This is a genomic window from Massilia suwonensis (assembly GCF_042655665.1).
Taxonomy (GTDB): Bacteria; Pseudomonadota; Gammaproteobacteria; order Burkholderiales; family Burkholderiaceae_D; genus Telluria; species Telluria suwonensis.
In genome coordinates, this window is record NZ_JBHSMR010000011.1 from 40,564 (window position 1) to 55,584 (window position 15,021).

Genomic DNA, 15,021 nt, shown 5'->3' on the forward strand with positions numbered 1-15,021 from the left:
TCAGTCGACCCGGATCTCGGCGCGGATTGCCTGCAGGATGTCCGCCATTGCCACGCCGTCCGCTTCGGCTTCGAAATTTCGTAATACCCGGTGCGCGAGCACCGGCAGCAGCATCGCGCCAATGTCCTCGCGCGTGACCGCCAGGCGTCCCGCCATCAGCGCGCGCGCCTTGGCCGCCAGCACCAGCGCCTGGCCGGCACGCGGGCCGGCGCCCCAGCCGACGTGCTTTTTCACGGCAGCGACGGTCGTCTCCTGCGGCCGCGTCGCCCGCACCAGGCGCGTCGCGTAGCGGACAAGATGCTCGCCGATGGCGATGTCGCGCACCAGCTGCTGCAGGCGCAGCAGGGTCTGCAGGTCCATGGCCGGCGCGGCGTCCTGCAGGCCGGCTTGCGTCGTCATCGCCACCATCATGACTTCCTCGTCCTCGCTCGGATAGACGACGTCGATGCGCAGCAGGAAGCGGTCGAGCTGGGCCTCGGGCAGCGGATAGGTGCCGGCCTGCTCGATCGGATTTTGCGTCGCCAGCACGAAGAAGGGTTTTGGCAGCGCATGCGTCTGGCCGGCGAAGGTGACGCAGCGTTCCTGCATCGCTTCCAGCAGGGCCGACTGGGTCTTCGGCGGCGCGCGGTTGATCTCGTCGGCCAGCAGCACCTGCGTGAACACGGGCCCGGGCTGGAAACGGAAGGCGCGCTGGCGCGTGGCCTGGTCTTCTTCCAGGATCTCGGTGCCGACGATATCGGAGGGCATCAGGTCGGGCGTGAACTGCACGCGGCGGAACTGCATGTCGGTGGCCTGGGCCAGCGATTTCACCAGCAGGGTCTTGCCGAGACCCGGCACGCCTTCGACCAGCGCGTGGCCGCCGGCCAGCAGACAGGTGACCAGCAGATCGACCACCTGCTCCTGGCCGATGATCACGCGCGCCATGCTCTGCTTGAGCGCAGCCACTTTCGCCACCAGCTCGCTGACTTCCGACTCGCTCCAACTTGTTCCGTGCTCCGCCACTTCAGGCTCCCAACGCATATTGAATGATGTTCACCGCAAAGCGGGTATTGTCGACCGCGAGAAAACGCTTATTGCGGAAGTCGTAATCCCACTCGCAGCCATAGTCCTTGTTCGAGTACAGCACCCGCACGCGCCCGCCGATCTCGATCGCTTTCAGATATTCGTGCACCAGGTCGTCGCCCCAGCCGTTCAGCTCCACCGAGGTGTTCGGCGGGCCGTCGAACTTGAAGAAGCTCGAATACACGGGATGGTTGTTCGGAATCTTGCGCAAGGCCGAGGCGCCGAAGATCTTCGCCATCTCGGCCTCGAAGGATTTCGCGAACAGGCCGTCGATGTCGTGGTTGCAGTCGTCGACAAAAACGAAGCCGCCGCCGCGCACGTAGCGCTCGAAATTCTTGCGCTCGAGGGGCGTGAACTGCACCAGCTTGTGCCCCGCCAGGTAGCAGAACGGGGCCTCCAGCACCTTCGGGTCGGACAGCGCGATCATCCGCTCGGCCGGGTCCACCTTCAGGGTGGTGTACTCGACCAGCGAATTGAGAACGTTGCTGGGCATGCGCACGTCCACATCCCAGTCGCCCGACTCGTACAGCAGGCGTGTGAAGTAAAAATCGAAACGGGCCATCTTACAAAAGCTTTACACCGCGTCGGACAGCGAGGTGAAGTTGAAGTCGCGGACCTTCATCGGCGGCAGCACCATCTGGTACGGCACTTCGTCGCCGCCGATCACCACCGGCTTGCCCAGCTCCTCGACGTTGTTCAGGATCGTGACCGGGCTTTCGTTGAAGCGGAAATTCTTGATCGGGTACTTGATCTTGCCGTTCTCGACATAGAAAGTACCGTCGCGCGTCAGGCCGGTCAGCAGCAGCGACTGCGGATCGACCATGCGGATGTACCAGGTGCGGGTCACGACCACGCCCTTCTTGGTCGACGCGATCAGCTCTTCCAGCGATTTCGTCCCGCCGGCCATGATCATGTTGCCGTGGCCGGCCGTGGCGACCTTGCCCTGTTTCTGCGCCCAGTAGCGCGAATAGTCGAGCGAGGCGATGCGGCCGTTCTTGATGATGTCGGTGCGCTGGCGCGCCAGGCCGGACTGGCCGTCCCAGGGCAGCACCGGCACGTCCGTATTCCACGGATCGGCCCAGACGTTGATCTGCTCGTCGAACAGTTTGTCGCCCAGGCGGTTCTTGCCGCCGGCCTTGGTCAGGAAGCTGCGGCCCTCGTCGGCGTCACGCGCGCTGAAGGCGCTGAACATATTGCCCAGCACTTCGGAGGTCGCGGCCGGCTCCAGGATCACCGTGTAGCGGCCCGGCTCCAGCGCTTTCGCGTCGACCGAACGCAGTGCCTTTTCGATGGCCACGCCGGCCGCCTCGCGCGCGTCGAAGCGGTTCGCATCGGTGGCCGAGCGCGTGACCCAGCCCGAGCCGCGTCCGTCTTCGGTACGCACGGTGCAGGTATAGGCGAGATCCGTCATTTCCTGGAAGCCGAACACGCCGTTCGAGTTGGCGGTCGCATTGAAGCGCTTGCCGTCGTTGAAGAAGCCGGCGCAGACCAAGCCCGCCTTCTTCGCCGCTTCGATGCTGTAGGCGGCGACCTGGGCACGGTATTCGGGGTCGATCTCGGCGGTGGCGCGCGCGAAGGTCGGCGTGGCCTTGTAGTCCTGCTTGCCGACGGCCGGCATGAATTCCGGATTTTCCGGCGCCAGGCGCGCCAGCTCCTCGGCACGGCGCACCGCCTTCTCCAGCGACTTGTCGTCGAACTCGTTGAGCTGCGCGATGCCCGACTTCTTGCCGAAGGCGACCTGCACGGTCAGCTCCATGTTCTCGTTCAGGCCCGCGGTCGAGATGCTGTTGCGCGCAAAGCGCACATTGCCCTCGCGCCTGCCGGTGATGTCGACGCTGCACTCGTCGGCCTTCGAGAACTTGATGACGCGTTCGCAAATACGTTGTGCTTCTTCTTTGTTCAGCTGTTTCATCGTCTTTTCCTTAACCAATCTTGCGTGCGGTGTTGATCACGTTGATGCCGTTGAAGCGCGTGGTGCTCGAGCCATGCGAAACCGCACTGACCTGGCTCGGCTGCCCTTTGCCGTCGAAGAAGGAGCCGCCCATGCGCCAGTCGCGTTCGTCGCAGATGGCGCTGCAGGCGTTCCAGAATTCCTGGGTGTTCGACTGGTAGGCCACATCCTCCAGTGGATTGGTGATCTTGCCGTTCTTGATTTCATAGAACAGCGTGCCGCCGAACTGGAAGTTGTAGCGCTGCTGGTCGATCGAGTAAGAGCCGCGGCCGATGATGTAGATGCCCTTCTTGACATCCTTGACCATCTCGTCGGGAGTCAGGCGTGCCTTGCCCGCCGCCAGCGACACGTTCGGCATGCGCTGGAACTGCACGTTGCTCCACGAGTCCGCATACGAGCAGCCGTGCGATTCCTTCTCGCCGATGATGTGGGCCTGGTCGCGCGTCGCCTGGTAGTTGACCAGTACGCCGTCCTTGATGATGTTCCACTCCTTCGCGCGCACGCCTTCGTCGTCGTAGCCGATCAGGCCGAGCGAACCAGGGTTGGTGCGGTCGGCGATGAAGTTGACGCGCTCGGAGCCGAACTTGAAGTTCTTCGACTGCCATTTGTCGAGGGTGGCGAAGCTGGTACCGGCGTAGTTGGCCTCGTAGCCGAGGACGCGGTCCAGCTCCGTCGGGTGGCCGACGGCTTCGTGGATAGTGAGGAACAGGTGTTCCGGCGCCAGCACCAGGTCGTACTTGCCCGGCTCGACCGATTTCGCCGACAGCTTCTCGCGCGCCTGCTTGCCGGCGAGGCGCGCGTCTTCGACCACGTCATAGGACTTCGTGTACAGCGTGGTCACGCCGCCGGCGGCCTTGACCTTGTGCGCCGGGCTCACGTCGAAGTATTCGTAGCCCATGCTGACCGGGGCGCCCAGGCCCGCGCGCGAGCGGAACTTGCCGGTCGCCTTGTCGACGGCGGTCGCACTGATCGGCGCCCACAGGCGGTGGATGTCCTGGTCGATGTAGGAGCCGTCGGTCGAGGCGAAATACTTCTGCTGGTTGATCTGGAAGAGGTTCGCCGTCATGAAGCTGGCGCCCGCTTCCAGGCCCGCTTTGTTGGCGGCGATCAGCATCTCGGCCTTGTCCTTCACCGGCACTGCGCGCCAGTCCTTCTTGATCGGCGTGGCCCAGGCGACTTCGCCCACGCCTTTCACCGGCGCCAGCTGGACCGGCTCGGTCTGCAGTTTGGCGTTGGCCTTGGCGATGGCGACTGCCTGGCGCGCGGCGGCGGCCACGGCGTCCGGGTTCATGCTGTTGGTGGCGGCAAAGCCGTAGGCGCCGCCGGCGATCACGCGCACGCCGACGCCGGTCGATTCCGTGTTCGTGATGTTCTCGACGTTCAGGTCGCGCGTCGTGATGAACTGGTTCAGGTAGCGGCCGATGCGCACGTCGCAGTAGGACGCGCCGGCTTTCGTGGCTGCGTTCAGGGCGGCGTCGGCCAGGGTTTTCTTGAAGCTGACTGCCATCGGGTTGAGCAGGTCTTCGGCGGCGATGGCGTTGCCGAAGACCGGCACGACCATCGCGCCTGCCGTGCCGGCGCCGATTTTTAAAAAGGTACGTCGTTCCATTGTGTCTCCGTTGCCGCGTTTTTAATGATCACGCGGCGTGTCCACGTAGGGTGGACGGGTTTCCCGTCCACGCGCTCACCCCATATGTGAATGTCGGCGAACACATTTCGACAAGCACGCGTGCGTTGAACGCGTGGACGGCGGAGCCGTCCACCCTACGATCATCAAACTGCGTCCGACAGGGACGTGAAATTGAAATCACGTACCTTCATCGACGGAATCACCATCGGGTTCGGCCCTTCGTCGCCGCCGAGCACGACCGGCATGCCGATCTCCTCGATATTGTTGAGCATCGTGACCGGGCTCTCGTTGAAACGGAAGTTTTTAATGGGATGCTTGATCTTGCCGTTCTCGATGTAGAAGGTGCCGTCGCGCGTCAGCCCGGTCAGCAGGACCGATTGCGGGTCGACCATGCGGATGTACCAGGTGCGCGTGACCAGCACGCCCTTCTTGGTGTTGGCGATCAGCTCGGCCGTCGATTTATTGGTGCCGCCCATGATCACGTTGCCCGGGCTGCCGACGGCGCGCTGGCCCTTCTGCTTGGCCCAGAACAGCGAATAGTCGAGCGCGTTGATGCGGCCGTCCTTGATCAGCTCCTGGCGTTCGCGCGGCAGCATGTTGTCGTCCCATGGCAGCACCGGCACGTTCGGGTCCCAGGGGTCGGCCCAGATGTTCACTTGGCTGTCGAACAGTTTATCGCCCAGGCGGTTCTTGCCGCCGGCCTTCGACAGGAAGCTGCGCCCCTCATCGGCGCGGCGCGCATCGAAGCCGTTCATCATGTAGTTGAGCAGGTCGCTGGTGGCGGCCGGTTCCAGGATGACGGTGTAGCGGCCCGGCTCCAGCGCTTTCGCATCGACCGAGCGCAGCGCCTTTTCGATGGCGACGTCGGCCGCTTCGCGCGGATCGAAGCGCGCCAGGTCGCGCGCCGAGCGCTTGACCCAGCCCGAGCCGCGGCCGTCTTCGGTGCGGATGGTGCACGTAAAATCGAGCGAGGTGGAGGCCTGGTGGCCGAACACGCCGTTCGAATTGGCGATCGTCTCGAAAGAGGTCGAGTCGGTCAGGAAGCCGGCGGCAACCAGGCCCTTCTTGCGGCAGGCCTCGATGCTGTAGGCGGCGGCCTGGGCGCGGATCTCGGGATCGATGTCGGCGGTCTTCTGGACGAAGGTGTTCGATGCCTTGAACGGGGCCTTGGCCACGGCCGGCATGAACTCCGGATTTTCCGGCGCCAGGCGCGCCAGGTCTTCGGCGCGGCGCACGACCTTTTCCAGCGACTTGTCGTCGAACTCGTTAATGGTGGCCGTGCCCTGGCGCTTGCCGTAGGCGACGCGCACGGTAATGCTGGTGTCGTCGATCAGGCCGGCGGTGGAGACGGCATTGCGGGCGAAGCGGATGTTGCCGTTGCGTTTGCCGTTGATGCTGACGATGCATTCGTCGGCCTTCGACAGCGACAGCACGCGCTCGCAGATGCGTTTGGTTTGATCCTGGGTCAGGAGGGTCATGGTCGTCCTTAGCCGATCTTGCGGGCGGTGTTGATCACGTTGATGCCGTTGAAGCGCGCGGTCGAGGAGCCGTGCGAGACGATGCTGATCTGCGGCGGCTGGCCTTTGCCGTCGAAGAAGGACCCGCCCATGCGCCAGTCCTTCTCGTCGCAGATGCCGGCGCAGGCGCTCCAGAATTCCTGGGTGTTGGCCTGGTAGGCGACGTCTTCCAGCATCTGGCCGATCTTGCCGTCCTTGATCTCGTAGAACAGCTGGCCGCCGAACTGGAAGTTGTAGCGCTGCTGGTCGATCGAGAACGAACCGTCGCCGACGATATAAATCCCCTTCTTGATGCCCTTGACCATGTCGTCCGGGCTCATCTTCCTGGTGCCGGCCTTGAGCGAGACGTTCGGCATGCGCTGGAACTGCACATTGCTCCACGAGTCCGCATACGAGCAGCCGTGCGATTCCTTTTCGCCGATGATGTGGGCCTGGTCGCGCGTGGCCTGGTAGTTGACCAGCACGCCGTCCTTGATGATGTCCCACTGCTTGCACTTGACGCCTTCGTCGTCGTAGGCGACGGCGCCGAGCGAACCGGGCGTCGTCTTGTCGGCGACGATGTTCACCAGCGGCGAGCCGTACTTGAATTTCTTCGACTGCCATTTATCCAGCGTGGCGAAGCTGGTGCCGGCGTAGTTGGCTTCGTAGCCGAGCACGCGGTCCAGTTCCGTCGGGTGGCCGACCGATTCGTGGATGGTCAGGAACAGGTGTTCCGGCGAGAGCATCAGGTCGTACTTGCCCGGGGTGACCGACTTCGCGGTGAGTTTGCGCTTGGCGTCGCGGCCGGCGGCACGCGCGTCCTCGATCATGTCGTAGGAGTCGGTATAGAGCGTCGCCACGCCGCCGGCGGCCTTGATCTTGTGCTCGGGACGCGCATCCAGGTATTCGTAGCCCATGCCGACTGGAGCTCCCAAGCCTTGCCTCGAACGGAATTTACCGCTCGCCTTGTCGACCGCGGTGGCGCTGAACGGCGCCCACAGGCGGTGCAGGTCCTGGTCGATGTAGGAGCCGTCGGTCGATGCGAAATACTTCTGCTGGTTCACCTGGAACAGCATCGACTGCATGAAGTTGGCGCCGCTGTCCATGCCGGCCTTGTTGGCCGCGATCAGCAGCTCGGCCTTGTCCTTGATCGGCACCGCGCGCCAGTCCTTTTTATAAGGCGTCGCCCAGCTCACCTCGCCCACGCCCTTGACTGGTGCAAGCTGCACCGGTTCGGACTGAAGTTTCGCATTCGCCTTCGCTATGGCGACGGCTTGGCGCGCCGCGTTGGCGATGCCGTCCGGGGTCATGTCGGAGGTGGCGGCAAAGCCGTAGGCGCCGTTGCAGATCACGCGCACGCCGACGCCGGCCGATTCGGTATTCACGACGTTCTCGACGTTCAGGTCGCGCGTGGTCACGAACTGGTTCAGGTAGCGGCCGATGCGCACGTCGCAGTAGGACGCGCCGGCCTTGGTGGCGGCGTTCAGCGCGGTGTCGGCCAGCGCCTTCTTCGCGGCGACGGCCATGGGGCTGAGCAGCTCCTCGGCTGCGATCGCGCGTCCGGCGACGGGAATAAGCATCGAGCCGAAAGCCAGGGTGCTCATGTTGAGAAAGGTACGACGTTCCATTGTGTCTCCTGAATTCAACCTGCGTCTTGGGGCGGCGCGCACACCGGCACTGCCGCGTATGTATATGTATTTCCCGACCTGCCCGGCGATGAAAAACCTGGCAAACCGTTCAACATTATCAGTAACTCAGGCGTTTGGATAGGCAATCTTCATACCAGTTGCACAGGGTCCGGAAGCCGGCCATCCATGCGCTGCGCGTGCCGTTCGCGCTGTCCGGACAGTGTCCGCATGTGTCCGCGCGTGTCCGCTGCGGACAGTGCATATGCGTGCATACGGCCGCGCGATTCGCTTGACGCGCCGGATGGCTTGTTCGATCATCGGCGCGACCACCACCACAAGGGAGACTCCATGAAACGACTGATCCTGGCCGCAGTCCTGGCCGCAGGTTTTACCGGCGCCGTCCAGGCCGACGACGCCCTGAAGGCCGCCATCGCCTCCGAACACCGCGCCGACAACGCCAAGCGCGACGTCTACCGCCATCCCTACGAGACATTGAGCTTCTTCAGCATCAAGCCGACCATGACGGTGGTGGAACTGGTGCCGGGCGGCGGCTGGTACACCGAGATCCTCGCGCCCTACCTGCGCGACAAGGGCAAGTACATCGGCGCCGCCGCCGCGCCCGACAAGAAGAGCGGCATGGCCTTGCGCGCCAAGTTCGATGCCAATCCGGGCCTGTACGGCAAGGCCGTCACCGCCGTGTTCGAGCCGCCCAGCCGTTACGAGATCGCCCCGGCCGGCAGCGTCGACATGGTGCTCACCTTCCGCAACCTGCACAACTGGGTCGGCAACGGCGAGGACTCGCTGAAGACGACTTTTAAAGAGATCCACAAGGTGCTGAAACCGGGCGGCGTGCTGGGTATCGTCGATCACCGGCTGCCGGCCTCGATGACGCAGGACAAGGAGGCCTCGAGCGGCTACGTGCACGAGGCCTGGGTCATCAAGATGGTGGAGAGCGCCGGTTTCAAACTGGCCGGCAAGTCGGAGGTGAATGCCAATCCGAAGGACAAGGCGGATCACGAGAAGGGTGTGTGGACGCTGCCACCGGTGTTGGCGAACAAGGACAAGGATCGCGAGAAGTACATGGCGATCGGTGAGAGCGATCGGATGACGCTCAAGTTCGTGAAGCAGTGAGCCGGCACGTATGAAGCATGGTGGGCACAGAGCGCCCACCCTACGGCCCTCCGGTCAACCGTTACGTGAAATTCGTAGGGTGGGCGCCCCGTGCCCACCAATCGTCGCGCATCCGCATCGACATGAAAACGGGCCGCTCGAAGCGGCCCGTTCTCTTTACAGCTTCGCTTTCGCCGGCTTCACCGGCGTGAACAGCAAATCGTGGAAGTCGTAGCTGAAGTCGGTCTCGGTGGACACCGCCTTCATCTTGACGTGCTCGATGCTGCCGTCGTGGTCCAGCGCGAAGGTGACGTAGGAGTCGGCGTTGAAATTACGCTCCTTCCAGCGCACGATGAAGGTGTCGTGCTGGAAGTGCTCCATTTCGCCGGTGAGGTCCGGCGTGCGCGCGAAGGACAGCACCAGCTTCTTGCCGTTGCGCTTGATGTTCATGGCGCCGTACCACGGATCGGTGTACTGACCTTCGTAGGCGGCCAGGTCGAGCGAGGGCTTCGAGGCCGCGACGCGCGTGGCCGATGCACCCTTCAGGCGCGCCAGTTCCTTGGCGTGGGCCTCTTCTTCGATGTCGGCGATGGCCTTGATCCAGTCGGTCGGCGCGCTGCCCGTCATGTACTGGTCGAGCAGGCGGTATTGCAGGGCGCTCAGCGCGCCGCCGCTTTCGGCGTTCGTCAGGATCGCGATGCCCAGCTTCGATTCCGGCACCAGCAGCACGCGCGAATAAAAGCCCTGCAGCGCGCCGCCGTGCATGGCGACCAGTTGACCCTTGTAGTCGCGCAGCTGGAAGCCCAGGCCGTAGGCGGCGAAGTTGGCCTTGGTAGCGGCCAGCGGCGGCTTCGGAATGCTGACTTTCATCGGCGTCTGCGCGGTCCACATTTCGCGCGACTGCGCTTCGCTCCACAGACGCAGCTCCTTGCCGTCCGCGCCCTTGGCGCCTTCGACGCGGCCGCCGTCGAGCAGCACCTTCATCCACTTGGCGATGTCCTCGGCATTGGTGTTGATGCCGACCGCGCCGACCGCGTTATTCACCGGCATGGACTTCACGGCGGCGATCTTGTCGTTGATCTTGCTGTGCGCGTTCGAGGCGTTCGGGTTGTTCTCGTTCTCGGCCAGGCTGGTGGTCGTCGTGTTCATGCCGACCGGTTTCAGGATGCGCTCGCGCACCGTGTCGCCCCAGGATTTGCCGGACTTCTGGGCAATGATCTTGCCGGCCACGATGTACAGCAGGTTGTCGTAGGCGTAGGCGGCACGGAAGCTGGTCGCCGGTTTCACGTAGCGCAGGCGCTCGATGATCTCGTCGGTACTGAAATTCGTCGTCGGCCACCACAGCAGGTCGCCGGCACCGAGCCCCAGGCCGCTGCGGTGGGTCAGCAGGTCGCGCACGGTCATCTCCCGCGTCACATACGCGTCGTACATCTGGAAGTCCGGCAGGTGCTTCACGACCGGGTCGTCCCATTTCAGCTTGCCTTCGTCGACCAGCATCGCCAGCGCGGCGGCGGTGAAGGCTTTCGAGTTCGAGGCGATCTCGAACAGGGTCTGGCCGTCGACCTTGGCCGGCTCGCCCAGCTTACGGACGCCAAAGCCGCGCGCGGCAACGACCTTGCCGTCCTTGACGACGGCGATGGCGATGCCCGGCACGTCGAAGGCTTTCATCACACGCGTGACGTCCTGTTCGAGGTCGAAGGCCTGGGTGGCGGCCGGTGCGGTGACTGCCGCTGCCGGGATCTCGGCGTAGGCGCCGGTGGCGGAAAACGCGATCAGGATCGCGGCTGCAATGCGTTTCATGTGTTGCACTCTTCGGTTCCTCGGTTATCGAGCCGTCTCCCGGCCCCTGGTTGAATCTTATTTCGCCATCGCCTTGTCGACGCTGGACTGCGTCTCGGGGTGGTAGCGCTCGCGCGCCGACTTGTACACGTTCTCGGCAAACGCACGGTCCTCGGCGTTCGCGCGCAGCGCCGCGTACAGCGGCACCACGAACTTCTGGCGGCCGACGCGCATCAGGAAGACCTGCATCTGCGGGCGCGCCTCCCGATAGCCGGCGTGCACCGCCGCGCGGTAGAAGCGGAAGGCGACTTCGTCGTTGCCGGTCTTGGCCAGACCGAAGGCGGCGTCGAGCTCTTTCAAACGCGCGGCATCGGCCTTGTTGTCGATGTCGTTCAAGAACTTCATCCACTCGAGCGCGGTCCAGTTCTTGGTGTCCAGCTGCGCGGTCGGCAGCTCGCCCTTCAGCCAGGCGGCGGTCGTGGTGTCGAGCGCCACCAGGCGCTGCGACTTCGCGTGCCGGGCGCTGGCCGGGATGCCCGGGCCATGCAGCCATTCATCGAGTTCCGCGTCGCTCATCACCTGCGGGTGTTTCGCCAGCAGCTCGCTGCGCAGGTAGGCCACGAACTGTTCGGTCGTCACGCTCTGGAAGGCGTGGCCATCGAACCAGCCGCGCAGGAAGGGATCGAACACGGCGCGGCCGGCGCGCTGTTCCAGCGTGCGCAGCAGCCAGGCGCCCTTCGGGTAGGCCAGGCCTTCGTCGGTATAGGTGCTCGAACCGGTATCAGGGTCGCGCGTGAGCAGCGCCTGTTTTTCAGGCGCGATGTCCTTCAGCGACTCGATCGCCTCTTCCTGCTCGAGCTGCAGGTTCATGGTCGCGACTTCTTCACCGTACAGCACTTCGAGGATGCGGGTCGTCACGTAGGTCGTAAAACCCTCGTTCAGCCACCAGTGCTTCCACGAGGCGTTGGTGACCAGGTTGCCCGACCAGCTGTGCGCCAGTTCGTGCGCGATCAGGTCGACCAGGCTGCGGTCGCCCGCGATCATGGTCGGCGTCAGGAAGGTCAGGCGCGGGTTTTCCATGCCGCCGATCGGGAACGAAGGCGGCAGCACCAGCATGTCGTAGCGCCCCCAGCGATACGGGCCGTACAGCGATTCGGCGGCGGCGACCATCTTCTCGGTGTCGGCCAGCTCGTAGGCGGCGGCCTCGATGCGCTTCGGCTCGGCGTAGACGCCGGTGCGTCCGCCCAGCGTGCGCGCTTCGAGTTCGCCGATGCCGATCGCCAGCAGGTAGGACGGAATCGGCTGCGGCATGGTGAAGGTCCAGCCGCCCTTGCCGGTCGCCTTCGGGTCGTTATCGGCGCTCATGACGACGCGCAGGCCTTCCGGGGCCTGGATGCGCGCGGTGTAGGTGAAGCGCACCGAGGGCGTGTCCTGCACCGGCGCCCAGGAGCGCGCGTTGATCGACTGCGACTGGCTGAACATGAAGGGACGCTTGCCGGACAGGGTCTGCGCCGGGGTGAGCCACTGCAGGGCGCTGGCGGTGGGCGCAGTACGGTAGTGGATGCGCACCTTCGGCGCCTGCGTCGGCAATTCGATGTGCAGGGCCTGGCCCTTCTCGTCGTCGAACTTGTCGAGGCTGTACTTCACGGGCGTCCAGCGGCCGCGCGCGTCGAGCGCTTCGATCTTCGAGATACTGAGTTCGCGCGTGTCGAGGTCGAGGCGGCGCGCGTTCTTGTCGAGCCAGTCGAGCGTCAGTTCGGCGTGGCCGGTCAGGGTCTTCTTCGCGAAGTCCGCTTTCAGATCGAGGTGCAGGGCGCGCGTCTTGACTTGCTCGTAATTGGCGTAGCTCAGCGGGTCGAGGGCATAGGCGGCGGCGCCGTGCAGGCCGAGGATGGCGCAGGCGGTGGCGCGCAGGAGGGAATGGTTCATGGTGACATTGAATGGCTGAGCGGGGAAGCGCGAGCAGAATAGCACGCTGGCGATGAGGGGGAAAGCGCCGGCTTGCCGCGCCGCCGCTGCGTATTGACGCGCTCTCGGATTGCCGACTCTGCTATGATCCGCGCTTTTGCACGCCGCCTTTTCCGCCCCATGGATGCCTTTCTAGTCGCAACCGGCATCGTCGCCCTCGCTGAAATCGGCGACAAGACGCAGCTCCTCGCCTTCCTGCTGGCCGCCCGCTTTCGCCGGCCGCTGCCGATCGTCCTCGGCATCTTCATCGCCACCCTGTTGAATCACGCCTTTGCCGCCGCGGTGGGCGCGCTGGTGAGCGAACTGCTGGGACCGACCGTGATGCGTTGGGTGCTCGGCCTCTCCTTTTTGGCGATGGCGATCTGGGCGCTGATTCCGGACCATATCGACGAGACCGAGGCCTCGCTGCCCAAGTTCGGCGTATTCCTGACGACCCTGCTCGCCTTTTTCCTGGCCGAGATGGGCGACAAGACGCAGGTCGCGACCGTGGCGCTGGCCGCGCGCTATACCGAGATCGCGGCGGTGGTGGCGGGGACGACGCTGGGCATGATGATCGCGAACGTGCCGGCCGTGCTGTTCGGGGAGCGGATCGCCAACAAGATTCCGGTAGCGCTGGTGCACGGGATCGCGGCGGTGATCTTTATGGGACTCGGCATGGCGACCTTGATGGGTGCCGGAGCGAACTACGGGTTTTAATCTGTAGGGTGGGCATGCCCACGCGTTTCCAACGTATGCATTACGGTTGCGGCGATATGTCACGGTCGCCGGATAACGATACACACGTACCGCGTGGGCATGCCCACCCTACGATTTATCGCCAGCGCGTCATCCACTGGTCGTAGAAGCCGAGGTCGCGCGGGACCGCTCCGGGGATCGCGCAGATTGCGCCGGCGAATTCGTTGGCGCGCGCCAGCGTCGTCTCCAGCGGCCAGCCGCGTGCGCGGCCGAGCAGGAAGATGGACGAGAAAGCATCCCCTGCCCCGACCGTGTCGATGACGAAGGGCGGCGACGGCGTGTCGCGGGTGTCGATGGTGACGCCGCCGGCGCCGAAGTAGACCGAACCGCGGTGGCCCAGCGTGACGACCAGCGCCTGCAGGCCGAACATCTGCAGCAGCGCGGCGCACGCCGAGCGCGTTTCGTCGGCCGCCATCGGCGGGTCGTTCGGGCCAAGCTGGAAGTAGCGGACGAACAGGGCTTGCAGCTCGTCTTCGTTCAGCTTGACGATGTCGGCCGCGTGCAGGGCGTCGGCGATGATGCGCTCGTCGACCTGGCCGTCGCGCAGGTTCAGGTCCAGGAAGCGCGTGGCATTGGTCGCCGAGAGTACCGCCTTCAAGGTGCCGCGCGAGCGTTCGCTGCGCTGGGCCAGGGTGCCGAAATAAATGGTGCCGGCTTCGATCGACTTCAACGCCTCCAGCGCTTCCTCGCGCGCGATGTAGTCGTAGGCCTGGTTCGGGACGATGACGAAGCGGTGCCCTTTCGGATTGCGTTCGACGATGACGCGGCCGGTTTCCTCGATGGCGTCGCGCTGCAGGCCGGCCTGCGACATGGCGAAGCGCTCGAATTCGGCGCGGATGATGTCGCCGTTGTGGTCGGCGCCGACGCGGGTGATCATCAGTTGCGGCGCCATGAAGGCGGCCAGGTGGCGCGCGACGTTGAAGGGCGCGCCGCCGACGATCTGCTCGGTGGCGAAGTCGTCGACCAGCGCTTCGCCGAATACGACCGTGGCGGCGGTGTTGGCGGGTGCGTTCATCCTTCGAAAGGCACCGTGTCGCGGAACGACGGACGTTCTGCCAGTTTGTCGTGCAGCTTCGCCAGGTTCGGGTGGTCCTCGCGCCAGCTGATGTCCGGGAAGCGGAACGTCAGCCAGCCGAGCGCGCAGCCGACGGCGACGTCGGCCAGCGTGTACGACTTGCCCATGCAGAAAGGCTGCTCGCCGAGTTTTTCCGACATCACGGCCAGGCCCGCACGCACCTTGCCCAGCTGGCGTGCGATCCACTGCGGGCTCTGCTGCTCCTGCGGGCGCAGCGTCTTTTCCAGGCGCACCAGCACGGCGGCATCGAGCACGCCGTCGGCCAGCGCTTCCCAGACTTTGACGTCCGCACGGTCGCGTCCGTTGCCGTTGGCCGGCAGCAGCTTGCAGACGGGCGTGAGGGTGTCGAGGTACTCGGCGATCACGCGCGAGTCGTACAGGGCGTTGCCGTCTTCCATGACCAGGCAGGGCACCTTGCCCAGCGGGTTGGACAGGTGCACCTGGGTCTCGGCGGCCCACACGTTATCGAGCTCGAAAGAATAGTCGAGCTTCTTTTCCGCCATTACCACACGGACCTTGCGCACATAGGGACTGGTGTTCGAACCGATGAGTTTCATAGATGCTCGGAAAGAGGAATTAAGGTACCT

At 64.5% G+C, this 15,021-nt stretch carries 12 protein-coding genes; 2 read left to right on the forward strand and 10 right to left on the reverse strand.

What is annotated here, in order from left to right; all coding sequences use genetic code 11:
- From ACFPQ5_RS06785 to ACFPQ5_RS06810, 6 genes are all read right to left on the reverse strand, one after another.
- Positions 1 to 1,020 carry an AAA family ATPase gene (locus ACFPQ5_RS06785; protein WP_379752628.1) on the reverse strand — a complete coding sequence of 340 codons (1,020 nt, stop codon included), beginning with the start codon at positions 1,018 to 1,020 and terminating at the stop codon, positions 1 to 3.
- A complete protein-coding gene (locus ACFPQ5_RS06790; RefSeq protein WP_379752630.1) occupies positions 1,004 to 1,624 on the reverse strand; it encodes a DUF4159 domain-containing protein in 621 nt (206 codons plus the stop codon). Before ACFPQ5_RS06790 ends, ACFPQ5_RS06785 begins: the two co-directional genes overlap by 17 nt.
- A gap of 12 nt (positions 1,625 to 1,636) precedes the next feature.
- Positions 1,637 to 2,974: a TldD/PmbA family protein gene (locus tag ACFPQ5_RS06795; RefSeq protein ID WP_379752632.1), complete on the reverse strand. Its 1,338-nt coding sequence runs from the start codon at positions 2,972 to 2,974 to the stop codon at positions 1,637 to 1,639.
- Positions 2,975 to 2,984: 10 nt separating this feature from the next.
- A complete protein-coding gene (locus tag ACFPQ5_RS06800) occupies positions 2,985 to 4,622 on the reverse strand; it encodes a TldD/PmbA family protein (RefSeq protein WP_379752634.1) in 1,638 nt (545 codons plus the stop codon).
- A gap of 164 nt (positions 4,623 to 4,786) precedes the next feature.
- A complete protein-coding gene (locus tag ACFPQ5_RS06805) occupies positions 4,787 to 6,121 on the reverse strand; it encodes a TldD/PmbA family protein (protein WP_379752636.1) in 1,335 nt (444 codons plus the stop codon).
- Between the two features lie 8 nt (positions 6,122 to 6,129).
- Entirely contained in the window at positions 6,130 to 7,767 is a 1,638-nt protein-coding gene (locus tag ACFPQ5_RS06810; protein WP_379752638.1) for a TldD/PmbA family protein, read from the reverse strand.
- A gap of 348 nt (positions 7,768 to 8,115) precedes the next feature.
- Here ACFPQ5_RS06810 and ACFPQ5_RS06815 point away from each other — a divergent pair, with 348 nt between their 5' ends.
- Positions 8,116 to 8,898, forward strand: a complete 783-nt coding sequence (locus ACFPQ5_RS06815; RefSeq protein ID WP_379752640.1) for a class I SAM-dependent methyltransferase — start codon at positions 8,116 to 8,118, stop codon at positions 8,896 to 8,898.
- 156 nt (positions 8,899 to 9,054) lie between these two features.
- On the opposite strand, the gene ACFPQ5_RS06820 is transcribed toward ACFPQ5_RS06815, so the two are convergent.
- The gene (locus tag ACFPQ5_RS06820; protein ID WP_379752642.1) at positions 9,055 to 10,677 is read right to left on the reverse strand and encodes a serine hydrolase; all 1,623 of its coding nucleotides are present in this window, start codon (positions 10,675 to 10,677) and stop codon (positions 9,055 to 9,057) included.
- A gap of 57 nt (positions 10,678 to 10,734) precedes the next feature.
- Entirely contained in the window at positions 10,735 to 12,585 is a 1,851-nt protein-coding gene (locus tag ACFPQ5_RS06825) for a M1 family metallopeptidase (RefSeq protein WP_379752644.1), read from the reverse strand.
- 159 nt (positions 12,586 to 12,744) lie between these two features.
- On the opposite strand from ACFPQ5_RS06825, the gene ACFPQ5_RS06830 reads away from it, so the two are divergent.
- On the forward strand, positions 12,745 to 13,320 hold the full coding sequence (locus tag ACFPQ5_RS06830) for a TMEM165/GDT1 family protein (protein WP_379752646.1): 576 nt from the start codon (positions 12,745 to 12,747) through the stop codon (positions 13,318 to 13,320).
- 115 nt (positions 13,321 to 13,435) lie between these two features.
- Here ACFPQ5_RS06830 and ACFPQ5_RS06835 read toward each other — a convergent pair whose 3' ends face one another.
- Together ACFPQ5_RS06835 and ACFPQ5_RS06840 are read right to left on the reverse strand one after the other, a co-directional pair.
- A complete protein-coding gene (locus ACFPQ5_RS06835) occupies positions 13,436 to 14,374 on the reverse strand; it encodes a PfkB family carbohydrate kinase (RefSeq protein WP_379752648.1) in 939 nt (312 codons plus the stop codon).
- Positions 14,371 to 14,991: a glutathione S-transferase C-terminal domain-containing protein gene (locus tag ACFPQ5_RS06840; RefSeq protein ID WP_379752650.1), complete on the reverse strand. Its 621-nt coding sequence runs from the start codon at positions 14,989 to 14,991 to the stop codon at positions 14,371 to 14,373. Before ACFPQ5_RS06840 ends, ACFPQ5_RS06835 begins: the two co-directional genes overlap by 4 nt.
- Positions 14,992 to 15,021 lie beyond the last annotated feature (30 nt).